Source organism: Bordetella avium (assembly GCF_034424645.1).
GTDB lineage: Bacteria > Pseudomonadota > Gammaproteobacteria > Burkholderiales > Burkholderiaceae_B > Bordetella > Bordetella avium.
Map to the genome: position 1 here is coordinate 502,100 of NZ_CP139969.1, position 22,827 is coordinate 524,926.

24 protein-coding genes and 1 tRNA gene are annotated in these 22,827 nt (G+C 60.0%); 16 read left to right on the forward strand and 9 right to left on the reverse strand.

Annotated features, from left to right (window positions below; all coding sequences use genetic code 11):
* The first annotated feature begins 131 nt into the window (after positions 1–131).
* On the forward strand, positions 132–728 hold the full coding sequence (locus U0029_RS02345; protein ID WP_039051858.1) for a C39 family peptidase: 597 nt from the start codon (positions 132–134) through the stop codon (positions 726–728).
* Between the two features lies 1 nt (position 729).
* Here the strand turns inward: U0029_RS02345 and nudC are convergent, their stop codons facing one another.
* Positions 730–1,503, reverse strand: coding sequence for an NAD(+) diphosphatase (gene nudC, locus U0029_RS02350; protein ID WP_039051857.1), 774 nt, complete (start codon positions 1,501–1,503; stop codon positions 730–732).
* A gap of 272 nt (positions 1,504–1,775) precedes the next feature.
* Here nudC and U0029_RS02355 point away from each other — a divergent pair, with 272 nt between their 5' ends.
* The gene (locus U0029_RS02355; RefSeq protein WP_012418585.1) at positions 1,776–2,108 is read left to right on the forward strand and encodes a hypothetical protein; all 333 of its coding nucleotides are present in this window, start codon (positions 1,776–1,778) and stop codon (positions 2,106–2,108) included.
* On the opposite strand, the gene U0029_RS02360 is transcribed toward U0029_RS02355, so the two are convergent.
* The gene (locus U0029_RS02360) at positions 2,084–2,419 is read right to left on the reverse strand and encodes a helix-turn-helix domain-containing protein (RefSeq protein WP_049794175.1); all 336 of its coding nucleotides are present in this window, start codon (positions 2,417–2,419) and stop codon (positions 2,084–2,086) included. The genes U0029_RS02355 and U0029_RS02360 overlap by 25 nt on opposite strands.
* Positions 2,420–2,950: 531 nt before the next feature.
* Between U0029_RS02360 and U0029_RS02365 the strand changes: the two genes are divergently transcribed.
* From U0029_RS02365 to U0029_RS02380, 4 genes are all read left to right on the forward strand, one after another.
* Positions 2,951–3,541 (forward strand): winged helix-turn-helix domain-containing protein, encoded by a 591-nt coding sequence (locus U0029_RS02365; RefSeq protein ID WP_231838533.1) that lies wholly within the window; start codon positions 2,951–2,953, stop codon positions 3,539–3,541.
* Between the two features lie 95 nt (positions 3,542–3,636).
* A complete protein-coding gene (locus U0029_RS02370; RefSeq protein ID WP_114852225.1) occupies positions 3,637–4,542 on the forward strand; it encodes an NUDIX hydrolase in 906 nt (301 codons plus the stop codon).
* Between the two features lie 98 nt (positions 4,543–4,640).
* Complete coding sequence (gene nadC / locus U0029_RS02375; protein ID WP_162790358.1) at positions 4,641–5,531, forward strand: carboxylating nicotinate-nucleotide diphosphorylase; 891 nt, start codon at positions 4,641–4,643, stop codon at positions 5,529–5,531.
* A 74-nt stretch (positions 5,532–5,605) separates the two neighbouring features.
* Positions 5,606–6,571, forward strand: coding sequence for a tripartite tricarboxylate transporter substrate binding protein (locus U0029_RS02380; protein ID WP_012418579.1), 966 nt, complete (start codon positions 5,606–5,608; stop codon positions 6,569–6,571).
* Here the strand turns inward: U0029_RS02380 and U0029_RS02385 are convergent.
* The 4 genes from U0029_RS02385 to gloB all read right to left on the reverse strand — a co-directional run bounded on the left by U0029_RS02385 (position 6,568) and on the right by gloB (position 10,459).
* The gene (locus U0029_RS02385; RefSeq protein ID WP_086935839.1) at positions 6,568–7,215 is read right to left on the reverse strand and encodes a tellurite resistance TerB family protein; all 648 of its coding nucleotides are present in this window, start codon (positions 7,213–7,215) and stop codon (positions 6,568–6,570) included. The genes U0029_RS02380 and U0029_RS02385 overlap by 4 nt on opposite strands.
* A gap of 185 nt (positions 7,216–7,400) precedes the next feature.
* A complete protein-coding gene (gene fabI / locus U0029_RS02390; RefSeq protein ID WP_114852227.1) occupies positions 7,401–8,186 on the reverse strand; it encodes an enoyl-ACP reductase FabI in 786 nt (261 codons plus the stop codon).
* 55 nt (positions 8,187–8,241) lie between these two features.
* Positions 8,242–9,642, reverse strand: coding sequence for a transglycosylase SLT domain-containing protein (locus U0029_RS02395; RefSeq protein WP_012418576.1), 1,401 nt, complete (start codon positions 9,640–9,642; stop codon positions 8,242–8,244).
* Between the two features lie 7 nt (positions 9,643–9,649).
* Positions 9,650–10,459 carry a hydroxyacylglutathione hydrolase gene (gene gloB, locus U0029_RS02400; protein WP_012418575.1) on the reverse strand — a complete coding sequence of 270 codons (810 nt, stop codon included), beginning with the start codon at positions 10,457–10,459 and terminating at the stop codon, positions 9,650–9,652.
* Positions 10,460–10,476: 17 nt separating this feature from the next.
* Here gloB and U0029_RS02405 point away from each other — a divergent pair, with 17 nt between their 5' ends.
* The 7 genes from U0029_RS02405 (at position 10,477) to U0029_RS02435 (ending at position 17,586) form a co-directional block, all read left to right on the forward strand.
* Positions 10,477–11,235 (forward strand): class I SAM-dependent methyltransferase, encoded by a 759-nt coding sequence (locus tag U0029_RS02405; RefSeq protein WP_039051855.1) that lies wholly within the window; start codon positions 10,477–10,479, stop codon positions 11,233–11,235.
* Between the two features lie 60 nt (positions 11,236–11,295).
* Positions 11,296–11,757, forward strand: coding sequence for a ribonuclease HI (gene rnhA / locus U0029_RS02410; RefSeq protein ID WP_012418573.1), 462 nt, complete (start codon positions 11,296–11,298; stop codon positions 11,755–11,757).
* Positions 11,758–11,897: 140 nt separating this feature from the next.
* Positions 11,898–12,965: an efflux RND transporter periplasmic adaptor subunit gene (locus U0029_RS02415; RefSeq protein ID WP_012418572.1), complete on the forward strand. Its 1,068-nt coding sequence runs from the start codon at positions 11,898–11,900 to the stop codon at positions 12,963–12,965.
* Positions 12,966–12,979: 14 nt separating this feature from the next.
* Complete coding sequence (locus tag U0029_RS02420; RefSeq protein ID WP_114852228.1) at positions 12,980–16,045, forward strand: efflux RND transporter permease subunit; 3,066 nt, start codon at positions 12,980–12,982, stop codon at positions 16,043–16,045.
* Positions 16,046–16,064: 19 nt separating this feature from the next.
* Positions 16,065–16,796 (forward strand): DNA polymerase III subunit epsilon, encoded by a 732-nt coding sequence (gene dnaQ, locus U0029_RS02425; protein WP_012418570.1) that lies wholly within the window; start codon positions 16,065–16,067, stop codon positions 16,794–16,796.
* A 52-nt stretch (positions 16,797–16,848) separates the two neighbouring features.
* Positions 16,849–16,923: transfer RNA gene (locus U0029_RS02430), tRNA-Val, on the forward strand.
* 486 nt (positions 16,924–17,409) lie between these two features.
* The gene (locus tag U0029_RS02435) at positions 17,410–17,586 is read left to right on the forward strand and encodes a hypothetical protein (protein WP_012418569.1); all 177 of its coding nucleotides are present in this window, start codon (positions 17,410–17,412) and stop codon (positions 17,584–17,586) included.
* Here U0029_RS02435 and U0029_RS02440 read toward each other — a convergent pair.
* On the reverse strand, positions 17,583–18,236 hold the full coding sequence (locus U0029_RS02440; protein ID WP_305954664.1) for a GNAT family N-acetyltransferase: 654 nt from the start codon (positions 18,234–18,236) through the stop codon (positions 17,583–17,585). The two genes, U0029_RS02435 and U0029_RS02440, sit on opposite strands and share 4 nt — an antisense overlap.
* 22 nt (positions 18,237–18,258) lie before the next feature.
* Here U0029_RS02440 and U0029_RS02445 point away from each other — a divergent pair, with 22 nt between their 5' ends.
* A complete protein-coding gene (locus U0029_RS02445; protein ID WP_012418567.1) occupies positions 18,259–19,317 on the forward strand; it encodes a glycosyltransferase family 2 protein in 1,059 nt (352 codons plus the stop codon).
* Complete coding sequence (locus tag U0029_RS02450; protein ID WP_012418566.1) at positions 19,314–20,900, forward strand: ArnT family glycosyltransferase; 1,587 nt, start codon at positions 19,314–19,316, stop codon at positions 20,898–20,900. Before U0029_RS02445 ends, U0029_RS02450 begins: the two co-directional genes overlap by 4 nt.
* Here the strand turns inward: U0029_RS02450 and U0029_RS02455 are convergent.
* Entirely contained in the window at positions 20,836–21,243 is a 408-nt protein-coding gene (locus U0029_RS02455; protein WP_012418565.1) for a GtrA family protein, read from the reverse strand. The genes U0029_RS02450 and U0029_RS02455 overlap by 65 nt on opposite strands.
* Before the next feature lie 79 nt (positions 21,244–21,322).
* Between U0029_RS02455 and U0029_RS02460 the strand changes: the two genes are divergently transcribed.
* On the forward strand, positions 21,323–22,159 hold the full coding sequence (locus tag U0029_RS02460; RefSeq protein WP_012418564.1) for a ChbG/HpnK family deacetylase: 837 nt from the start codon (positions 21,323–21,325) through the stop codon (positions 22,157–22,159).
* Positions 22,160–22,178: 19 nt separating this feature from the next.
* Here U0029_RS02460 and U0029_RS02465 read toward each other — a convergent pair whose 3' ends face one another.
* Complete coding sequence (locus U0029_RS02465; RefSeq protein WP_012418563.1) at positions 22,179–22,811, reverse strand: LysE family translocator; 633 nt, start codon at positions 22,809–22,811, stop codon at positions 22,179–22,181.
* Positions 22,812–22,827: the final 16 nt, after the last annotated feature.

Genomic DNA, 22,827 nt, shown 5'->3' on the forward strand with positions numbered 1-22,827 from the left:
AGCGGCGATCTTACTCCCCAGCGGTAGGCCAGTTGGGGCCTGGCATTGCGGCGGCGGTGCAACAATGGGATGGCGCGTCTGCGGGCTTTATGTCAGTCTCATGGCAAGACATAAAACTCAGAGGAGCATTTATGCAGGTGCCTTACTTTTCGCAATGGGAGTCTGCCGAGCTGGCGCCCGATCTGGTGGCTGGTACGGCGAGCTTGCGAGATGACCCTTTGTGGCGGGCCTCCGGGGCGACCACGCAAGAGGAATACGTAGATTGGGCCAACCATGTCTGCGGCATGGCCTGCCTGAAAATGGTGTTGGCCGCCCGGCAGGGGCGAGTCGAGCCGGTGCTAAAGCTGGCCCGGCTGGCCAGGCACTATGGCGCCTACGAGGTCAGTGCGGAAAACATTCGTGGCATGATCTATGCCCCTTTCGTCGCCATGCTGTCCGAAGAGTTCGGTCTGGCAGCCGAGGTCAAGACCGGTCTACAGGCGACCGAGCTGCCCGCGCTAATGGATAAAGGTCGTCTCTACATGGCGTCGGTCCATCATTCCATCCGTCTGCCCCAGAGCGAGCCGCCGCGCCGCGGTGGCCACTTGGTGTTGATCACCAAGGCCGATGGCGAGCGCGTAGTGTTTCACAATCCGTCGGGAGACACGCCGGCCACCCGTGTCGATGTCTGCCTGCCTGCCGGCGTGTTCGAGCGTTTTTACGCCGGACGCGGCGTGCTCATCCACTGATTTAGGTTTCAATCAATCTTGCGCCGGGCGGCAGGTGCGCCCGCACCAAGCGCCCGGCAATTGACTCCAACATGGGGATGTTCGGGATTTCGTCGCCAGGGCCAAACCAGCGCGCATCCGCTATTTCGTCTTGCTGTACCCGGATATCGCCGCTGACATACTCGGCGGTAAAGGCAAGCATGAGTGAGTGCGGGAATGGCCAGGACTGGCTGCCGAAGTAGTTCAGCTTGCTCAGTCGTAAACCGACTTCTTCCTGGACCTCGCGATGCACCGCATCTTCGACGCTCTCGCCCGCTTCGACAAAGCCGGCTAGCGCGGTATAGCGCGCCGTCGCATAGCGCGTGTGGCGTGCCAGCAGAATATGCTCACCGCGCTTGATCAGCACCATCATGGCTGGCGAAATGCGTGGGTAGGAGTGCAGCCCGCACTGGGGGCACTGCAAGCATAGTTCCCGGCTGGAGTGCTGCATGGGCGTGGCGCAGACCCCGCAATAACGATGGGTACGGGTCCACTCGGCGATCTGAAAGGCGCGCCCCGCCAGCGCAGCCTGTTCGCCGAATTCGGGCAGCAGGGCACGCAGTTTGCGAAAGACATAACCGGCGGGCGCCTGGGCGTCACGCGGCACCTGTGCGCAGCGATCAGCGGCGTTCGGTGAGTGCCAAAGCGGCTGCATGACGTCGGCGCGCAAGCCCAGCAGGGCACAGGCGGCGGCGTCGGGCAGGGCGATGCTGTTTTCACGCACCAGCAGCTCGTCGCCGCGAAAAATGAAGTGCACGACAGTTCCTTGGATGGTCGATAGGGTATGAAAGATGAGGCCAGGCCATGCATGCAGGCGCGGCTTTCCGCCTGAAATACGTTATGCCTTTAGGGATACTCATGCGTCTTTGGCGGTTTCCACTCTTGAGTTTGCGCTATTTCCCGCCGTGGAAACATCACTTTCGTAAAAGTACTGCCCGCAGGGGCTGATATTGCAATAGAATTAGGCCAAGTGTTTCAGGATATAACGGATTGCGCGCAAAGCAGTCGGCCATCGCATGGAGCTGAACAATGCAATACGAGCAGACCAGTCTGCCTGAAGGCGCCCGTCTCAGGCATTACGAGGTGCCAGGCAGTGGCGGTGTGGATGTCCGTGCGCTGATCAAGGCGTTGCAGTCTTCCCGATCCGTGGCGCTGGGTCTAGGGAGCTTGTTGGCGATTTTGCAGCAAGACCTGTCCAGCCGGCAGGATGCGCCGTCTGTGGGTAAAGCGATGGACCCTGCCCAAGCCGATGCCTTGTTCGAATTGGCGAGGGCCGCGCTCGACTTGCTGAATGACAAGTTGGAATGCGTGGCGGATTCCCTGGCAATAAAAAGAGATCAACCTGAGCAGGAGTCGATATAAGCGCCGATTAGCGCTTCGAGCTGACGTCTTTGCTGCGGTTTAAGTTGCAGGTAGCGCGAATAGGGCACAGAGGGGAAGGGCCAGGGCGCCGGCGGGGGCGGCGCCGGACTGTCGCCCTGAGCGAGCCATCCGGGGGATACACCGAGGACTTCAGCGAGTTTGAGCATGGCCGAGGCGGACGCCTGGGCGCGTTGGCCGCTTTCGTAGTTGCCGATGGCGCTGGGTGTCAGACCGCTGAGTTCAGCCAGCTCTTTTTGCGTCCAGCCGCGCGTGTTGCGGGCGGTGCGAAGACGATCACTGAAACGGCTCACCGGCAGCGGCTTGAATAGAAATGGGGCTGCGATTAGAGCATACCCATTTGCATGGAGTGCAAAGGGTTGCGGCAGTTGTTTTCAAAACGTAACAGGGCCGGTTCATATCTAGCTTCGTTCCTGGATTGAAAAATAAACGCCATGCGAGTTTCAAAACACTCATAAGTGTGATTTACTTTTCACACGAACGTGTATTTATAAGGTAAGGCAGGACAGTATGAGATCCGTGTTTTCCAGTTTCACGTTTTGCATGAATAAATCGGGCCGTCCAGAGGCCTTTTCGCCGGCCTCTCGTGCTGGTCGGGATGGCGCGTAATGGGGCGCCGGGTATCGCTCGAATTTGCCGATTATTCCCTGGCAAATCAACCCTATAGCGCAGCGAATCCAGGCGTGCTCTTGTTCTGTGATGGCATCGGTCTGTCACAGACACTGTCGAACTCGCTTGTAGACTCCGGTTTTCGAGTCGCCAGTTGCACTGAGCTGTCGACAATGTATGAACTGCATGCTCAGCAGCGACACGGATTTGTCATTTTGGCCGCGCCACAGGGAGAGGTGCTGATCGCGGCATCTCGTTTACGCACCCTGGCCCCCAGTGTGGGCATTGTGGCGCTGACGCCGCCGCTGTCTTCCGAGGCGCGGGTGCAACTGCTGCTGTGCGGCGTTGACGCCTGCCTGGAGCAGGCGACGCGCCATCAAGAGGTGGCCGCAGTATTGCAGGCGCTGGCCCGGCGCGGCCTGGCGCATAAGCTGGCCCCTGCTCCAGAACATTCACTATCTCTGGTTGGTAATAGCATGGCACCGGCCAATGTCGATCATCTCGAACGCACCTGGCGTTTGCTGGAGGATGGTTGGGTACTGACCAGCCCGGGCAACGCTCGTCTTACGCTTACCGGCACGGAGCGCGCGTTGTTGCAGGCTCTGGTGCAGGCGCCGACACACAAGCTTAGCCGTGAAGAGCTGCTGGATGTGGTGGATGTGCGTCCTGGCCGCAGCGACGGCATACGGTTGCGCTATATCGATGTGTTGATCTGCCGTTTGCGCCGCAAGGCCTCCGACATGCAATTGCGTTTGCCCATCCGCGCCGTGCATGGCTGGGGTTATATGTTTAACGGCGCGGAATAGGGCCAGGCTGGCCGTCAGCGCATCGCTCACGGCAAGCTTCGAAGGCGCATCTATAATCGGCCACGGTTTTATCCCGGCCGTGTATTTGTTTTTGGATTGCCGACGCCTTGGACCGTTCTCTTTCCGCCGAGCTGGTGGCTGTGCTTGTCGCTGTGACGGCGGGGCAGCCGCGTGTGCTCACCACCGATTGCGGGCAGATGCTGCCGGCGGGTCCTTTCGAGCTCAGCCACCGCTCTTTGCAGGCAGGCCTGCGAGCTTGGGTGGAGGCCCAGACCCATCATCCCCTGGGCTATGTCGAGCAGCTCTACACTTTCGCGGATCGTGACCGCTCCAACGAGGACGGCGCACGGGTCATTTCTGTTAGTTATCTCGCCTTGACGAGAGAGGTGGGCGACACGGGCGTGGCCCAGGTCGGCTGGCAGGATTGGTATCGTTATTTCCCCTGGGAAGACTGGCGCAGCGGTGCGCCTGCCGTATTGGCAGACATCGAGGACCGTTTGCGGCGTTGGGCCGACGTGGAGACGAGTCTGCGCGCTCAACGTCATCAACGGCTGGCTTACAGTTTCGGTCTAGACGGCGCGCCTTGGAACGAAGACATGGTGTTGCAGCGCTATGAGCTGCTTTATGAGGCGGGCTTGGTTCGGGAAGCCAATGAGGCGGCGCCGTTGCCGGGACAGCCGATGCGGCACGATCATCGTCGCATCATGGCGACAGGTATTGCGCGCTTGCGCGCCAAGATCAAGTATCGGCCGGTCGTGTTTGAGCTGATGCCCTCTGAGTTCACCTTGTTGCAGTTGCAGACGACGGTCGAGGCCTTGGCCGGACGTGGCTTGCACAAACAGAATTTTCGCCGTCTGATCGAACAGCAGGATCTGGTCGAAGAAACGGGCGGCATGGCCAGCGGGACGGCCGGCCGGCCCGCCAAATTGTTTCGTTTTCGCCGCGATGTGATGCAGGAGCGGGCTATTTCGGGCAGCAAGCTCCCCTTGGCGCGGCAGTAAGCAGCTAACTGCGGGCAGCAGGCTTGACAATGATTTATGCTCAGGATTAGCATAAATCGAGGTCAAGCCATCTTTTTTTAACATTAAATATACTCAAAATGAGCATAAAAACAGTCAGTCCCATGCCCGCCTTTGAGACGGCGCGCGTTGTGCCGGCGCTGCCTCAGGTCATGCTGGAGCCTCTGGTCCGGGCCGCCTTGCTGGAAGACCTGGGCCGGGCGGGCGACATCACCAGCGATGCCATCGTGCCGGCTGAGGCGCGAGGACAAACTCGCCTTGTCGCACGTCAGGCTGGCGTCTTGGCGGGGCTAGACCTGGCTCGTCTGGCATTTCGCCTGATTGATCCGGAGATCCGTTTTCAGGCACGGCTTACGGATGGCGCGCGTCTGGAGCCCGGTAGCGAAATCGCCCGCATCGAAGGGTCGGCGCGGGGCATGCTGACTGCTGAGCGTACGGCCTTGAATTTTCTCGGTCATCTGAGTGGCGTGGCGACGGGCACGGCTTCCATCGCCGACGCCATCGCCCACACGGCGTGCAAGGTGACGTGCACCCGCAAGACCATGCCGGGTCTGCGCGCAGTGCAGAAATATGCCGTGCGTGTCGGTGGCGGCAGCAATCACCGCTATGGGCTCGATGATGCTGTGCTCATCAAGGACAACCACATTGCTTTCGCAGGCGGGGTCGTCCAGGCGCTGGCCCGCGCACGGGCCAGCGTTGGTCATATGGTCAAGATCGAGCTTGAGGTCGATACCCTCGATCAGCTCGACGAGGCGCTTGCCTCGGGGGTGGATGTCGTGCTGCTGGACAATATGGACCATGACACCCTGCGCGAAGCGGTGCGCCGTGTGGATGGCCGGGCGATTACCGAAGCCTCCGGCCGTATTGCTCCCGAGACTGCCGCCGCGATTGCCGAAACCGGCGTGGATCTGATGGCGGTGGGTTGGCTGACGCATAGCGCGCGGGTGCTGGATATCGGCTTGGATAGCTGACCCCTTTCTTTTACCGAGTGCCCTCGACGGCGTCAGGATGAGCGTCGGGGTAGCGCTCATCCTGGCGAAACACCATGGCGCGACGATTCGTATTCCCTCTGTTAGCAGCCCTTTTGGGTCTGGCGGGTGGCGCTCAGGCCGATGCGGATTTCCCCAGCCGCCCCATCACCGTCATCGTGACCTTTCCGCCTGGCGGAGGTACGGATCTGCTGGCACGCAAACTAGGTGGCGCCTTGCAACGGGATCTGGGCCAGCCTGTCGTGATAGAGAACAGGCCGGGAGCTAGTGGCAATATCGGCGCCCGTGCTGTAGCAGAGGCAAAGCCTGACGGCTATACCCTCTTGATGGTAAACAGCTCATTTGCGATCAATCCCGGCGTATTCGGCAAGCTCGATTTTTCACCGGAGCAGGATTTCGCGGCGGTGATCAATGTGGCGTTCGTGCCTTCGGTCATCGTGGTGCCGGCGGCATCGCCGTTGAACACCCTGGATGCGGTGTTGCGCTCGAACTTGCCCGAAAACCCGCTGCCTTATGCTTCTTGCGGCAATGGCACGCCGCAGCATCTGGCCGCCGAGCTGCTGCGGGCACGCAGCAATGCAGCCATGCAGCAAGTGCCCTATAAGGGCTGCGGACCGGCGCTGAGCGATGTGCTGGCGGGCCATGTGCCGCTGGGCGTGGTGACGGCATCCAGCGCTTTCCCGTTTTTGCAATCGGGCAAATTGCATGCCTTAGCCGTCAGCGCGGCTGAGCGTTCGCCGTTGATGCCTGATGTGCCCACGGTGGCCGAGCAGGGTTGGCCAGGCTACGACTTGGATCAATGGCATGGCCTTCTGGCTCCGGCGGCAACGCCGCCTGCGGTGATCAGCCGTCTGAATCAGGCCCTGAGCGCCATCATGGCGCGTCCGGCAATGCGCGCCGAGCTGCTGAAACTGGGCTTTAATCCGGTGGCCAGCACGCCGCAGGCGTTTCAGGCCTTGGTGTTGGCCGATATTCAGCGCTTTGGCCAGCTTACCCGGCGCATGGGCCTGCATGCCGATTAAGTCAGTTGGGCGATCTGGGCTTCCAGTTGTTGCTTGAGTGCCGGTTCCAGCTTCAATTGGCGCGCCAGCTCATCGAGATAGGCGCGCTCCATAAAGCTCTGCTCGTCGGCCATCAGCACACTGGCGAGATACATTTCGGCCGCGATTTCGGGCGTGTGAGCAGATCGGGCCACGGCAGCCGGATCGACCGGGCCTGCCAGCTGCGCCTCTAGCCAGGATCGGTCGGCGGCGTCACCGGAAAGACGGATTAGTTCTTGTTCGAGCAACTGGCGCTCTTCGGGGCCGATATGCCCGTCGGCCTTGGCCGCGCCTATCATGGCGGTCAGGATAGCCGTGCTGTGCGCCTCCATGGTGATCGGCGTCGGCGCGGGTGAGGGCGCAGGCTGTGTCTGGCTTTCCTGCCACTGCTTATAGGCCCGGAAAGCCATGGCGCCTAGCGCGGCCGCACCCCCATACATTGCCACCTTGCCGCCGATTTTGCGGGCTTTTTTACTGCCCAACAGCAGGCCGAGCGCGCCGGCGCCGAGGGCGCCGCCGCCCAGGCCGGCAAGAAAGCGCTTGCCATCGCGTGCGGCATCGTTTGATGAAGCCTGTTTGATCAGATTGGATTGCAGTAATTGGTCCAGCAGTTGGCGGGCACTCAAGGCAGACTCCTCGAAAATCATCTGAGTGACAGACCCGCAATTCCGCTTAAAGTTCAGTTTTTTGTCAGGCTCGGCGAACGGAGGGGGGGCCAGGCCGCGCATGCTGAAGGCGTGGTGAAGAGGCCCTTGAGACGAGGCTTTCATAAAAAAAGGCGCCGTAGCGCCTTTTTTTATGAAACGGTCTATCAGTCTTCCATGCCAGGCACGATGGTCGAAAAACCCGCATCGACATGGGTGATCTCGCCGGTGACGCCCGCAGCTAGATCCGACAGCATGAAGGCCGCCACATTGCCGATGTCTTCGATCGTGACGTTGCGACGCAGCGGTGCGCTGGCTTCGACAAATTTCAGAATGGACGAGAAGTCCTTGATGCCGCTGGCCGCCAGCGTCTTGATCGGGCCGGCGGAAATGCCGTTGGCACGGATGCCGCGCGGACCCAGCGCATTGGCCAGATAGCGCACGCTGGCTTCCAGAGAGGCCTTGGCCAGCCCCATGGTGTTGTAGTTGGGGACGACGCGCTCGGCGCCGAGATAAGTCAGGGTGAGCACGGAGGCCTTGCGGCCCTCCATCAGCGGCAGCGCAGCCTTGGCCATGGCCGCGAAGCTATAGGCCGAGATGTCATGGGCGATGCGGAAGCCTTCGCGCGACAGGCCATCGAGAAAGTCGCCGGCAATGGCTTCGCGCGGTGCGAAACCAATGGAGTGGACCAGGCCGTCCAGGCCGTCCCAGCGTTCCTTGAGTGCGGCGAACGCGCCTTCGATCTGGCTGTCTTCCGCGACGTCACAGGGCAGGATGATATCGCTGCCGAAATCGGCGGCGAATTCAGTGATGCGGTCTTTGAAACGGTCGCCGACATAGGTGAACGCCAGCTCGGCGCCCTGTTGATGGCAGGCGCGAGCGATGCCGTAAGCGATGGAACGGTTGGAGAGCACCCCGGTGACGAGGATGCGCTTGCCAGCGAGAAAGCCCATGGTGTTTTCCTTTGGTTGCCTTGCTTGAAGGCCGTTATTTTACGGGCATTGCCGTTTAACCTCGGGTGCCGGTGCCCGGCACACGCAATGGCGTGCCAATCTTCAGGCTGTTGCCCTTCAGATTGTTCAGGGCGCGCAGCGCGTCCACAGAGGTGCCATAGCGTTTGGCAAGACTGAAAAGAGTGTCCCCGGCGCCGACTTTGTGAGTACGCACATTGGGCTGCGCCACACGGGCGGCCGAGGGCAGTGCGCGGGGGCCTGGCTTGGCGGTCGCCGGCGGGGTCAGGGCCCCGACAGGCGTCGCCAATGAGGCCAGTTGCACACTTTCGGCAGCAGGTTTTTCGGGGCCTGCCGGAACCAGCAATACCTGGCCCGATGCGACTTTCTGCTTGGCGCCCAATTCGTTGATCTGGCGCAGGCGGGCTTCGGTCACACCGTGGCGCTTGGCGATAGCGGCATAGCTTTCGCCCCGGCGCGAGGTATAGGTAGACCAAGTGCTCAGATCACCCTTGTAGTTTTGCATGTTCGCATTGAATGTCGCCAGCCGGTCGGCCGGCAACAAAAGGGTGGGGGCGTGCTCGCCCCGTATCAGCGGGCGGTTGAACGAGGGGTTCAAGGCCTTGAATTCGTCCAGCGGCATTTCGGCGAATTTGGCGGCCAGTTCGATATCGATATCGCGGTTCTTCTGAACGGTGACGAAATAGGGGCTGTTGTCTACCTTGGGCAGCGCCACAGCATATTTTTTGGGGTCGGCGATGATGTTTTTGATGGCCTGCAACTTGGGCACATAGTTGCGCGTTTCGTCAGGCATGGACAGTGAGAGGTAGTCGGTCGGTAGACCCGCAGCCTCGTTTTTGGCCATTGCGCGCTGTACTGACCCTTCGCCCCAGTTGTAGGAGGCCAGCGCCAGATACCAGTCACCCTGCATTTCGAACAATTTTTCCAGGTAGTCCAACGCGGCGTAGGTCGAGGCGATAGGGTCACGGCGCTGGTCGCGCCACCAGTCTTGCTTCAGGTTGAAGTGCTGCCCGGTTGCCGGCACGAACTGCCACAGCCCAGAGGCCTGAGCCCGCGAGAGCGCGGTCGGGTTGTAGGCGCTTTCGACGAAAGGCAGCAGCGCCAGCTCGGTCGGCAGCCCACGGCGGTTGACCTCGTCCACAATGAAGTAGAGGTACTTGCCCGCCCGCTCCGCCATGCGTTGAACGGAGTCCGGATGCGCGGCGTAGTAGTCCGTCCATTGCTGGGATAGTTCGGTATTCAGATTAGGAATGGCGAAACCGCGGCGGATGCGGTCCCAGGCATCGCGCGGCGGGCTGGTGAGGTCTACCGTGCGAGAGGTGTCTTTGGCGACATAACGGGTCGATGAGCTACCGTCGGCATTCTGCTTCTGTCCGGAGCCGGCGCAACCGGCAAGGACTATGAGGAGGACAGGAAACAGGAGTCGAAATAGGCTCATCGCTTGTTCACTTGAAGTTGTTCTTCCAGTTACGCAGGGCGGCAAAGACCTCCACCGGGCTGGACAAGGTTTGTCCGGCCCATATTTTGGCCGCATTGATTACGTCTGCCTGCTGAGTGCGCAGAAACGGATTCGTGTCCCTTTCCTTGCCTATCGAGGAGGGAAGCGTGGGACGGCCGTCCGTGCGCATTTGCCGGGCCTGAACTTGCCACTGTTGCAGGGTGAGGTTGGCGGGTTCCACCGCCGTGGCCCAGCGTAAGTTCGCTAGAGTGTACTCGTGTGCGCAGAAAACCTGTGTATCTTCCGGTAAAGTCCCCAATTTTTCCAGTGAGGCCAGCATCTGTTCCGGTGTGCCTTCGAAGAGCCGCCCGCAACCTGCGGCAAACAGCGTATCGCCACAGAAAAGCAGCGGTTTTCCGTCAAGATGGCCGGCATAGGCAATATGCCCGGCCGTATGGCCCGGCACATCCAGGCAGGCCAGGGAAATCCCCAGGTCAGGGATGTCGACGCGGTCGCCTTCCTGCAGCGGCACATCACAATGCGGCAGTGTTTCGTGCGCCGGGCCATAAACCGGCACCGTCGCGTCGGCCAGCAGTTCCAGGACGCCGCCAACATGGTCGCCATGATGATGCGTGAGTAGAATGGCCCGCAGTTGCAGTCCGCGGGCGGCCAGAAAGTCTCTTACCGGTTGGGCCTGGCCCGGGTCCACCACGACCGCCCAGCCATCGCAGACCACCGCCCATATATAGTTATCCGTGAACGCTTCAATCGGGACGACCTGGCTGGCGGATTTCGTCGTGTCGGAATGGGCTGGCATCGTATGAGGAAGGCTAAGTGGCGGAAACAACAGCACCGATTGTAGAACTGGCCGAATGGTTCCAGACGCCGCCGGGGAAATACGCCCTGGCGTGGGAGCGTGCCCGCTTTGACGAAGAAGTGGCTGATGTCTTCGGGTACTACGCCTGGCAGATGGGGCTGGCCGATCCTGATCTGCTGGCCAATAATCGTATGCCATTCAAGGCCTGGGTGGGGGCTGACCTGTTCACGTCCGACACGGCCTGGCCCGCGCGGGTGCAGGCGCAGCCCGAACTGCTGCCCTTCGAATCCCAAAGTGTGGATTTGCTGGTGTTGCCTCATATGCTCGAATGCGCCGAGGCGCCGCATGAGGTTTTGCGCGAAGTCGAGCGCGTGCTTGTGCCCGAGGGCAGGGTCGTGATCTCCGGCTTCAATCCCTGGAGCCTGTGGGGCGTGCGCAATGCGCTGCCTGGCATGGAGGCCTGGTTGCCGGTGCCGCTGAAGTCGCAAGTGTCTCTGCCGCGTCTGCGTGATTGGCTCAAATTGCTGTCTTTCGAGGTGGATCGGGGCCATTACGGCTGTTTCATTCCCGCCTGCCGCAACGAATCCTGGATCAAGCGCTGGCACTTCATGGAGGGCCTGGGTAAGCGCTGGTGGCGCGTGGGAGGTGCCGTCTATGTGGTATCGGCCGTCAAGCGTGTGTCCGGCATGCGCCTGATCGGGCCGGCCTGGAAGAAAAAGCGCAAGGCGGCCCAGGGCGCGCCGGTCGGGGTCAGCCGCCAGAGTGACAGCCCTTGAGGGATGCACATGCTGCCGAAATCCAGTATCTTCGGCGGCCAGTTTTATTGATGGAATGCCATGTCGACCGCCAACCCGCCCGCCGATCTCGTTGAAATGTGGACTGATGGAGCCTGCAAGGGCAATCCCGGCCCCGGAGGCTGGGGCGTGTTGATGCGATATGGCAGCCACGAAAAGACTTTCTTCGGCGGTGACCCGCAAACCACCAACAACCGCATGGAAATTCTGGCCGTGGTGGAAGGGCTGCGCGCCCTCAAGCGGGCTTGCACGGTTGTCATTCATACCGATTCGCAATATGTCATGAAGGGCATGACCGAATGGCTGCCCAACTGGAAGCGCCGGGGTTGGCTGACGGCCGACAAAAAGCCGGTCAAGAATGCAGAGCTCTGGCAGTTGCTCGACGCCCAGGTTGCGCGTCATGAGGTTCGCTGGCAGTGGGTGCGCGGGCATAACGGCGATCCTGGCAATGAAATGGCCGATATGCTGGCCAATCAGGGCGTCGCCAGTGTGGCGCGCAACTGAGTTCTGCCGCGCTTCGTTAAGCTATCGCCCGATCGGGATTTCACCGAGCGGCCCTGTCTGTACCAGGCTGTAAACCTGCGCTACAGTCCCAGGCTCCTGTTTCTTGCCCAGACGATTGCGCGGGCGCTTCCTGTTCCAGCATGAAAAAAACCGCATTGCTCGCCACGTTGGCGCTTGGTCTGGCCGCTGGCGCGGCTGTTGGTGTTTATCTTCCCCGCTGGTTTGCGGCTCCGGTCAAGACGGCCGTCGCGCCGGCTCCCAGCACGATACGGGTGGAGGTCGCCAAGGTCGAAGAGCGTCCTTTCGCACGTAAGCTCGCCGCAGTGGGTAGTCTGCGCTCTGACGAGTCGGTGGTGCTGCGCCCAGAGGTTGCGGGTCGCATTCAGCAGATTGACTTCAAAGAGGGGGAGTCGGTGAATGCCGACCAGGTGCTCATACGCCTCGATGATGCGATCCAGAACGCCGAGCTGCGCCAGGCCAAGGCCAATCTGGCGCTGGCGGAAAGCCAGCACCGTCGCGCAGTAGACCTGCAGGGCCGGGGTTTCGTAAGCCAGCAGGCCCGCGATGAAGCGAGCAGCAATCTCAAGGTGCAGCAGGCTGCTGCCGCGCTGGCGCAGGCCCGGCTCGACAAAATGACGATACGCGCGCCCTTCGCCGGTATGGTCGGGCTGCGTAATGTATCGGTGGGCGACTATGTCAACCAGGGGCAGGATTTGGCGCCGCTGGAAGCCATTGACCCCCTCAAGGTGGATTTCCGGGTGCCGGAAATGTATTTGAACAAGTTGCGCGTGGGGCAGAAGCTGGATGTGCGGCTGGATGCGCTGCCCGGTGAGGAACGCAGCGGCGAAGTGTACGCGGTGAGCCCGCTGGTGGACGCGGGCGGCCGCTCCATTCTGCTGCGCGCCACGGTGAAAAACACGGATAAGGTCTTGCGCCCCGGCATGTTTGCGCGGGTGCAGTTGCAGTTCGGTGAGGACCGCGCCTTGCTTGCCCCCGAGGCGGCTCTAGCGCCCGCCGCGCAGAGTCAGTATGTCTATCGCGTGCGCGACGGCCATGCCGAGAAAGTCGAAGTCAGTGTGGGCGAGCGCCGTGATGGCCACGCCGAAATCCTGACAGGTGTATCGGCCGGTGATGATCTGGTGGTTGCGGGTCAGCAGCGCCTGACCGATGGCGCGCCGGTCACCATTGTTAACAGCGGCGCTAAATAAAAGAGGGGCCGGCCGTGGTCATTTCTGAAATCTGTATCCGCCGGCCGGTTTTCGCCTCGGTGTTGTCGCTCATCATCATTCTGATTGGCCTGATTTCATACTCGCGGCTGGCGGTTCGAGAATATCCCAAGATAGACGAACCTATTGTTTCGGTGGATACGACCTATAAGGGAGCATCGCCCGAAGTCATCGAGTCTCAGGTAACCAAACCCCTGGAGGATCTGCTGGCGGGTATCGAAGGCGTCGATGTCATGACATCGCGCAGCCGTTCCGAACGCAGCCTCATCAATATCAAATTCAATCTCTCGCGCAATCCGGACGCTGCTGCTGCCGAGGTCCGCGACAAGGTGTCCCGCGCTCGTCGTTTTCTGCCCGATGAAATCGACGAACCCATCATCGGCAAGGTCGAGGCCGACTCTCAGCCTATCATCTATATCTCGGTGGAGTCCGGGCCTTATTCGGCCATCCAGACCTCTGACTACATCAATCGGTATATCAAGACGCGTTTGTCGGTGCTGCCTGGCGCAGCCGAGGTGCGGGTATTTGGCGAGCGCCTGCCCTCCATGCGCATCTATATCGATCGCGACAAGCTGGCCGCCTATAAGCTGACAGTGCAGGACGTCGAATCGGCCTTACGCAGTCAGAACGTAGAAATTCCGGCCGGCCGTATCGAGTCCCGCGCACGTGAGTTTTCCGTGGTGTCCTCTACGGATCTCCAGACGACAGGCCAGTTCGAAAACATCATCGTGGCCAACGTCAAAGGCTATCCGGTGCGGCTGCGCGATGTGGCCAAAGTGCAGATCGACGCCGCCAATGACCGGGTGCTTTCGCGCTTCAATGGCAAGAACGCCATCAATATCGGCATTACACGTCAGTCCACGGCCAACCCCTTGGAGTTGTCCTCGGCCGTTCGCACCGAGGTTGAACGCTTGAACGAAAGTCTGCCGGCTGGCATGAAGTTGAACATTTCGTATGACACCTCGGTGTTTATCGAGCGTTCGATTGACTCTGTGTATCACACCATCGGTGAGGCCATTGTGCTGGTGGTGCTGGTGATTTTCTTCTTCCTGCGTAATCTGCGCGCCAGTCTGGTGCCGATTGTCACGATTCCCGTGTCCCTGATTGGTGCCTGCGCCATCATGTACATGTTCGGTTTTTCCATCAACACACTGACTCTTCTGGCCATGGTGCTGGCGATCGGGCTTGTGGTCGATGACGCCATCGTGGTTCTGGAAAACATTTTTCGTCATATCGAGAATGGCATGCCGCGCATGCAGGCGGCGATTCAAGGCTCGCGTGAAATCGGTTTCGCCGTCGTTGCCATGACGATGACCTTGGTCACGGTGTATGCGCCGCTGGTTTTCGCCACCGGTCGCACGGGCCGGCTCTTCATCGAGTTCGCCCTGACGCTTGCGGCTGCGGTGTTGGTTTCGGGTTTTGTGGCACTGACCCTGACCCCGATGATGTGCGCAGTGCTGCTGCGCCACGAGAAGCGGCACAATCGCTGTTACAACCTGATCGAGGGATGGCTTGAAGCGCTGGCACGGGGCTATCGTCGCGCTCTGGGCTGGTCGCTGGCGCATCGTAGTGTGGTGATTGGGCTGGGTTTTGTCGTGGCTGCGGCCAGCGGCGGGCTGTTCAAAGTCGTTAAAAGCGAACTCACGCCCATCGAAGACCGAGGCGTGATTTTCGGTATCGTGAGCGCACCCGAGGGGGCCACACTGGGCTATACGCTGGACAGCATGTTGGCGATCGAGAAGTTCTACGGCGACATTCCCGAGGCCAGCATCATCCAGTCAACCGTCGGTTTTCCCACCGTGACGGATGGTACGGCGATTTTGCGTCTAAAGCCCTGGGAGGAGCGAGACCGCCGCCAGCAGGACATTGCCCGAGCGCTACAACCCAAGTTTTCTTCCCTGCCAGGCGTGCGCGCCTTCCCGACCAACCCCCCTTCGCTGGGGCAGTCGGCGCGTTCGAAACCCGTGGAATTCATCATCATGAGCCAGGCTTCTTATCCGGAGCTGGCCAAGATGGTCGGGGTATTTGTCGATGCCTTGCGTGACTATCCCGGCCTGCAAAACCTGGATACCGATCTGCGCCTGAACACACCGGAGCTGCGGGTGGAGGTCGATCGCGACAAGATGGCGGATGTGGGCGCCGATGTTTCCGTGGTCGGCCGCACCCTTGAATCTATGCTGGGCGGCCGGCAGGTGACGCGCTATAAAGACGAAGGCGAACAATATGATGTGATCGTGCAGGTCACACCGCGCGACCGCGCCACGCCTGCCGACATTTCCGGTATTCATGTGCGCGCCCGAGATGGCAGCATGGTTCAGCTGGATAATCTGTTGTCGGTGCGTGAAAGCGTGTCGCCTCAATCGCTGAACCATTTCAACCGCCTGCGGGCAGTCAAGGTGGATGCCTCGGTCGCGCCCGGTTATGCGCTGGGTGAGGTGTTGGCCCACATGAACGACGTGGCGCGTGAGGTCTTGCCGCATACCGTGGTGACGGATCTGGATGGGCAGTCGCGCGAGTTCCGTGACTCGTCCGGCAGCATCTACTTGGTATTTGCGATGGCATTGGCCTTCATCTATCTGGTGCTTGCTGCGCAGTTCGAGAGTTGGCGCAATCCCTTCATCATCATGTTGTCGGTGCCGCTCTCCATGACCGGGGCACTGCTGGCGCTCTGGCTGACCGGCGGCACGCTGTCTATTTATAGCCAGATCGGTCTCATAACCCTGGTGGGCCTGATCACCAAACACGGCATTCTTATTGTCGAGTTCGCCAATCAGTTGCGTGAAGAAGGCAAAGACCTCATGGAAGCTGTCGTGGAGGCCAGCGTCTTGCGTCTGCGGCCCATTCTGATGACGACGGGCGCGATGGTGCTCGGCACCGTTCCCCTGGCTTTGGCCAGCGGCGCGGGGGCGGAATCGCGCCAACAAATCGGTTGGGTGCTGGTGGGTGGGCTCAGTCTGGGTACACTATTGACCTTGTTCGTGGTGCCGGTTGCCTATTCCCTTATCGCCAATACCAAGGCGGGTGGGGAGCAGCACCCCAAGGCCGCGCCTGTCTCCAAGTAGTTGCTGTGTTATTGCTGCCATGCGTCAGATTATTTTCGATACTGAAACCACCGGCCTGGACCCCGCTCAGGGACACCGTATTGTCGAAATCGGCTGTGTCGAACTGGTTAACCGCATGGTTACCGGCCGCAACCTGCATCTTTATCTCAATCCGGATCGTGACAGCGACCCCGAGGCTTTGGCGGTTCATGGTTTGACGACGGCATTCCTGTCCGATAAACCGCGTTTTGGCGATATTGCCGAAGCGTTTATCCAGTTCATCGAGGGCGCTGAGCTGATCGCACACAACGCCAGTTTCGACGTCAAGTTTTTCAATGCGGAGTTGCAAAAGGTCGGTCGAAAGACTCTTGATAACTATTGCGCCAGCGTGACCGACTCCCTGGCGCATGCTCGTACGCTGTTTCCGGGCAAGCGCAACTCGCTGGATGCGCTGTGCGACCGCTATGGCATTTCGAATGCGCACCGGACGCTGCATGGTGCTTTGCTGGACTCGCAGTTGCTGGCCGAGGTCTGGCTGGCCATGACGCGAGGGCAGGACGCGCTGTTGATTGATGTCGATGACAATCAGGCGGGAGGCAACCGCATTGCGCTGGCGGCATTCGATGCCTCAGTGCTGCCGGTCGTCGCGGCAGCGGGCGAAGATCTCACCGAACATGAGGCCTATCTTGCGGCTCTGGATAAAGCCGTAGGCGGATCTTGTTTATGGCGCACCTTGGACGGCAGTGTCCAAGCCCCAGCGAAAGCCAATTAATTTTGCGGTTTGCGCACGTTTTAAAAAGCGTGCTAGAATCTCGCTTCTTTCAGGGTGGTTAGCTCAGTGGTAGAGCACTGCCTTCACACGGCAGGGGTCACAAGTTCGAAACTTGTACCACCCACCAAACACCTGAAAAAGCCCGCTGTTAATACAGCGGGCTTTTTCTTTTCTGCAGCTTTGCAATAGGCCTAGACAGCAATAGGCCTAGACAGCGTCGGGCCGCATCCCAAGATAAAAAGCGTTCTTTGGAAGACTGCGCTTGGCAGGAGACTGAAAAGCGCGGCTTCGAAGGAACTGCTTCGGGAAAGAACCGCTTCGGGAAAGCGCCACTTCGGAAGGCGCAGGCTGGCAGGGCTTGTGCGGCGGCGTGTCCGTAGCAGCGTGACATTATTTTTCGTGTATGGTCTAGTCGGCAGCGACGTTGTGCGGCTGTTGAATTTCGATTGATTTGGGCGTGCTCGATGCGGGAATGGAGCGCGGTACCGGCCGTTTAACATGGCGCGGGGCATGAGCAAGCCGGGAAAGGCTTTGCGAGACATCGCCCACGGCGAAACCTGTCGGATGTCGCTCAGTTGTTGAAACCAGGCTTTATTCAAAAAGGAAAGAGGCAATGCACCCGAACACGAATACGATGATCATCATCTTGTGCCTTGCCGTGGCGCTCTTGTTGGTCGGGTTTGGGATGCGTGACCGTAATCTGGGCCTGGGTTTGATGGGTCTTGGCCTTGTCGTGGCCTTGCTGACCATTCTCTACAAGGCTTATATCTCCTTCAGTTCTTTCTACTAAAAGAACCGCGTCATATAGACCGCGCCAGGGCCATAGCCGGCCAGCTTGGCAGCCAGCGCCGGCGATGATGCTGCGGCGTCATAACCGAGTTTCCGCCAGTAAGGCAACGCGTTCGCTAATGCCACCAGGCTGGCGCGCGTCAAGCCGGCTTCGCGCGCGGCGCGGGCGCTCTCTTTCAGCATGGCGGCGGCCACGCCTGCACCCTGGGCCTGCGGGGCGACCGCACAATCATGCACAAACCAGGTGTCTGCCGCGGCGGGCAGGGCGTTCAGCAGGGCATTCAGCGCGGGCGGCATGGCCGACGTCCACGGATAGGCGATCAAATAGCCCACCAGCGTGCCGTCCTTGACGGCTACCCGGCATGTTGCCGGGGCCAGCGTCAGACGGTTGCGATAAAAGTCTTCATTTTCCAATAGATCGGCGGGATACACCCTTGCCTGCAGATGCAAGATGGCAGGCAGGTCGCTAATCTTCATGGGGCGGCACAACAGCGTGTTGATCATAAAAAATAAATAAAACAACGGTTTATATTGCTTTTGTTTGAGTTCGTCCCCGATTTTTTTCGTGATTTGGACGGGTTTGATTTGTTTTGTAGGAGTGGGCTTATTTGATAAAAATTTGACGGTGCGCTTTGCATACTTGCGGCACATTCACCCATAAATGGGTCGCCATATGCAAGCCGAATTCCGCTCTCGGGCGCTTCCTGCGCCACTCCCTGCGCCACTTCCTACTTCTGAGGCCGCCTTCGAGGTCGCCGCTGAAACGCGGTCGTTCTATGTCGAGGCCCAGATCAGTTGCATTGTTCCTTGTTTGAACGAGGCGGACAATCTCTGCGTGCTGCTTCCTGCGTTGCGCAACCGGCTAGAGTCACTTTGCTCTGCCTGGGAAATCATCGTGATTGATGATGGCAGCACGGATAACACCGCTGAGTTGATGGCCAACTGGAGCGGGTTGGACGGCTTCCGTTATATCCAGCTGGCGCGCAATTTTGGCAAAGAGGCCGCGATCAGCGCGGGTCTGGAGGCCGCTGATGGCGATGTCGTGATCTGCCTCGACGCCGACATGCAGCATCCTCCCGCGCTCATTGAGGAAATGCTGCGTCGTTGGCAGGCAGGTTCTGAAATGGTTTACGCCGTGCGTCGTAACCGCGACGACGAAGGCTATTTCAAACGCTTGGGCTCTGACTGGTTTTATCGCCTGCTGTCGGGCAGCCGGGTGGATGTGCCAGCGGGCGCCGGCGACTTCCGTTTGATGGATCGCCGTGTGGTGAATGCATTGGTTGCCCTGCCTGAACGCACACGTTTCATGAAAGGGCTTTATGCCTGGGTGGGTTTTAAGTGCGAGCCGCTGCCCTACACTCCAGACAGCCGCATGCACGGGCAAAGCCATTTCCGGCCCATGAAGCTCATCGGTCTTGCCATGGACGGTCTTACTGCGTTCACGACCTGGCCGCTACGCGTGGTCAGCATGTTGGGTCTGGTGTTTGCCTTGATGTCCATGGTGTATGGCGCCTACCTCGTGGGCGCCTATTTCTTGGACGGCAATCCGGTTTCCGGCTGGACTACGATCGTCACTGCCTTGCTGTTCTTTGCAGGCATCAATCTTCTTTCTTTGGGTGTCGTGGGCGAATACGTCGCCCGCATCTTTGACGAAGTCAAAGGGCGTCCCCTTTACATCACTCGGCAGCGTCGCGGACGCGCCCGTGCAGCACGTAAGGCCAATAAAAAATGAATACAGCTGTCTTGTCTGCACGGTCAGCGACGGTGCGCTGGCCGGCTTGGCTGGTGCTGGCCGGTGTCGCCGTATGGCTTGCCTTTCTGGCTGGGATACGGCCCCTGACGCTGCCTGATGAAGGGCGGTATGGCGGCGTAGCCTGGGAAATGTTGCGCAGCCACTCCTACCTTGTGCCGCTGATGGACGGCATGCCCTATTTTCACAAGCCGCCCCTTTACTACTGGCTTGCTCAGGCGTCGTTCGCCGTCTTCGGCCTGTCTGAGTGGTCGGCCCGGCTGCCGTCCTTATTGATCGCCTGGATGTCCATCGCCGGCGTTTATGCGTTCTCGCGCCGCTATCGCGGCGAGGCTTTCGCCTTGTGCGCAGTCCTAGTGCTCTCCACCATGCCTTTCTTCTATGGCGGGGCGCAATTCGCCAACATGGATATGTCGGTTGCTGGGCTGATCACTTTGTGCGTGCTTGCCGGCGCAGACACCATTATGAGGGTGTCGCAGGGGCAGCCCTGGCGCTACATGTCGTTGGCGACGGCCTTGGCTGCTGCTCTGGCCGTATTGGCCAAGGGTTTGATCGGTGTGGTATTGCCCGCTGCGATTCTGTTCTTCTGGCTGCTTATGCGGCGTGATTGGCGAGGCTTCAAGGCGTTGATCTGGCCGCCAGCGATTCTGTTGTTTTTGCTCGTGGCGGTACCCTGGTTCGTGGAAATGCAGCTGCGCTATCCCAGCTTTTTCCACTACTTCTTCGTCTATCAGCATTTTGAGCGTTTTGCGCTGTCGGGCTTTAACAATGTACAGCCCTTCTGGTTCTATCCGCCGGTACTTGCAGGCCTCGCCTTGCCCTGGTCGCTCTGGTTAGGAGGCGCGCTGCGCCGAGGTTTCTGGGCTGCGGAGGATACTGACGGCCTGCGCCGGCTGATGCTTATCTGGCTGCTTGTCATTTTGGTCTTTTTCTCGCTGCCGAGTTCCAAACTGATCGGCTACATCCTGCCGGCCGTGCCCGCGCTGGCTTTCCTGGTTGCCGAGTTGGTTATGGGGGCCTGGAACCAGGGCATGCGCCGTCGGGCCCTGCTTTCCCTGGGCTTAGGCGCTGTCTTATGCCTGCTGGGTATCATCATTGCCACGCTCAATCCTCGTGGCGGCAGCGGGCCGCTCGGGGAGCAGGTGCGCGCCGAGGCGCAAACCGGCGATACGATGGTTGCTCTGCATCATTTCCCCTTTGACCTTGGTATTTACACTGCCTCCACTGAGCCGATCTGGGTCGTCGATGATTGGTCAAATCCCGAGATCCCTACGCGCGATAATTGGCGCAAGGAGCTCTATGACGCCGCAATATTTGAACCGGAGGTCGGGCGCCGAGTGCTGGTCTCCAACGAAGTCTTCAATGCCCGTCTGTGCGCTGCGCCAACCGGCTCCCGTTATTGGGTCTGGGGGCAGCCCTCAGATAACGATGCTTATGTGTCAATCAAGGGTGAGGCGCCGTATTTTTCCGACGGCCGGCGCTTGGTTTGGCGTGTGGTCGTCAATGACGCGTTGCGCGAGCGGGTTTGTGCCGGAAAGCCCATAGGCGGCTTGCCACAAAAGTAAGGCAGGCAAGAACAATCAGTATCAGCCCTAGCAGGAGCTCGTAAGGCAGGCGGGTCGTGTGCAGCAGCCAGACAAACGCCAATTCGTTGACGGCGAAGCCAGCGGCTGACACAAGGAAGAAACGCCGGGCTGCTACGATCCATGAGAGCGCAAGATGGCGAAATGTCAGCCGGTAGTGACCGCTGAAAGACACGGCAAAGGCAAGCAGCCAGCCAACTACGTTCGCCCAGGCGGGCGCCATGCCGCCGAATTCGACGCAAAGCACAGCGGCCAGCCAGTGCGTCGCTGCGGCGGCGCAGCCAACCAGAATAAACAGGGCGATTTGACGAAATAACGCGGGCATGCGGATGACGGTAATGGGTACGACAATGAAAGCTTCGGCATATAGCCGATGCATTGCGATCTGTGGCGATGATTTTGGCATGGATGCCAGTATCGACCGCGCGATTTTTCAATTGCTTGACGCGGGCCGCATGAGTGCGGTGAGCTGCATGTCCACGGGGGCAAGCTTTGCAGCGCACGCCCAGGATCTCAAGACGCGTGCCGTTGACATCGGGCTGCATCTCAATTTCACCGAACCCTTATCGCCCGCAGACGGTGGCATGCTGCCGCTGCGCGCCTTATTGCTACGTGCTTACACTGGCCGTCTGAACGCCAACTGGCTACGCCAAGAGATCGCCCGTCAGCTTGACGCTTTTGAAGATCGGATAGGCCATGCGCCGCACTATGTCGACGGGCATCAGCATGTGCATCAGTTGCCCGGCGTGCGCCAGGCGCTGCTGGCTGAGTTGCGGCAGCGCTATGCGGGTCAGCGTCCCTGGCTGCGCCTGACGCCGGCGGGAACCCTGCAAGGTATGCCCTGGATGCCTACGCTCAAGGCGCAGTTGATCGCGGCGCTGGGCGGTCATGCTCTGGCTGCCCAGGTGCGTCGCGAAGCCTGGCCTAGCAATGGCCGTTTTTTCGGGGTTTATGGTTTTCAGGGCGGAGAGCGCGTCTACGCTGCTTTCCTGCATCATTGGTTAAGCAATGCGCTGGATGGTGATTTGATCATGTGCCATCCTGCTCTGCCTGGCCCGGTCGAGCATGCTGAACAGCGCGTCGCAGAATTGGCCGTGCTGTCCAGTGCCGAGTTGGGCGAGTGGCTGGTGGCCAATGGCCTGCTGGTGCAAAGATTGAGTTTGAGGCGTCCGGCGCTGGCATCCGAAACCCGTCAGGGTTCGCCGCTGATGCGAACCTTGCAGCCCTTGAGCGGCCCTTGAGCAGCCGTTGACGTATCGCTCAATAAGGCAGCAATTCCAGCGCGATCGGATACAAAGACAGCACCAGCAGGATCGCCATACTGATGTTAAAAGCCCGGATCGCGCCCGGGCGATGCAGTATCCGGCGTAAAGCCATCCCGAAAGACACCCAGACCGACAGGCTGGGGAAGTTGATCAGGCCTGACACCAGCGTCGCCACCAGCAGGTTCGCAACAAAGCCTTGCTGAGGCGTATAAGTGGCGACCACACCCACCGTCATGACCCAGGCTTTCGGATTGACCCATTGAAATAGCGCAGCCTGCATGAAGGTCATGGGGGTGGCGCGTGCTGACCCGTCTTCCATCGGGCCGGAATTCGCGATTTTCCAGGCTAGGTAGATCAGATAAGCGGCACCACCGTACTTCAACACGGTATATAGCCAGGGGAATTGACCGAACAGACTGCCCAGGCCCAGCCCGACCAGCAAAATCATGACTGAAAAGCCGATCGTCACGCCCAGCATGTGCGGCATGGTGCGGCGAAAGCCGAAGGTCAACCCAGAGGACGCCAGCATGACGTTGTTGGGCCCGGGGGTGATCGAGGACACCAGCGCGAATAAGGCCAAGGGGCCAAGCAAAGACAGGGAAAGAATGGGGATGGACTCGGTCAACATGGTATTGGCTCAAACG

Coding starts and splice junctions, on each gene's coding strand:
- U0029_RS02455 (WP_012418565.1), bottom strand. CDS start 21,243: ATGCCCGCGTTATTTCGTCAAATCGCCCTGTTTATTCTGGTTGGCTGC.
- U0029_RS02440 (WP_305954664.1), bottom strand. CDS start 18,236: ATGTGCCGCAAGTATGCAAAGCGCACCGTCAAATTTTTATCAAATAAG.
- U0029_RS02395 (WP_012418576.1), bottom strand. CDS start 9,642: ATGAGCCTATTTCGACTCCTGTTTCCTGTCCTCCTCATAGTCCTTGCC.
- U0029_RS02345 (WP_039051858.1), top strand. CDS start 132: ATGCAGGTGCCTTACTTTTCGCAATGGGAGTCTGCCGAGCTGGCGCCC.
- U0029_RS02415 (WP_012418572.1), top strand. CDS start 11,898: ATGAAAAAAACCGCATTGCTCGCCACGTTGGCGCTTGGTCTGGCCGCT.
- gloB (WP_012418575.1), bottom strand. CDS start 10,459: ATGCCAGCCCATTCCGACACGACGAAATCCGCCAGCCAGGTCGTCCCG.
- nadC (WP_162790358.1), top strand. CDS start 4,641: ATGAGCATAAAAACAGTCAGTCCCATGCCCGCCTTTGAGACGGCGCGC.
- U0029_RS02460 (WP_012418564.1), top strand. CDS start 21,323: ATGGATGCCAGTATCGACCGCGCGATTTTTCAATTGCTTGACGCGGGC.
- rnhA (WP_012418573.1), top strand. CDS start 11,296: ATGTCGACCGCCAACCCGCCCGCCGATCTCGTTGAAATGTGGACTGAT.
- U0029_RS02465 (WP_012418563.1), bottom strand. CDS start 22,811: ATGTTGACCGAGTCCATCCCCATTCTTTCCCTGTCTTTGCTTGGCCCC.
- U0029_RS02355 (WP_012418585.1), top strand. CDS start 1,776: ATGCAATACGAGCAGACCAGTCTGCCTGAAGGCGCCCGTCTCAGGCAT.
- U0029_RS02380 (WP_012418579.1), top strand. CDS start 5,606: ATGGCGCGACGATTCGTATTCCCTCTGTTAGCAGCCCTTTTGGGTCTG.
- dnaQ (WP_012418570.1), top strand. CDS start 16,065: ATGCGTCAGATTATTTTCGATACTGAAACCACCGGCCTGGACCCCGCT.
- U0029_RS02445 (WP_012418567.1), top strand. CDS start 18,259: ATGCAAGCCGAATTCCGCTCTCGGGCGCTTCCTGCGCCACTCCCTGCG.
- U0029_RS02435 (WP_012418569.1), top strand. CDS start 17,410: ATGCACCCGAACACGAATACGATGATCATCATCTTGTGCCTTGCCGTG.
- U0029_RS02450 (WP_012418566.1), top strand. CDS start 19,314: ATGAATACAGCTGTCTTGTCTGCACGGTCAGCGACGGTGCGCTGGCCG.
- fabI (WP_114852227.1), bottom strand. CDS start 8,186: ATGGGCTTTCTCGCTGGCAAGCGCATCCTCGTCACCGGGGTGCTCTCC.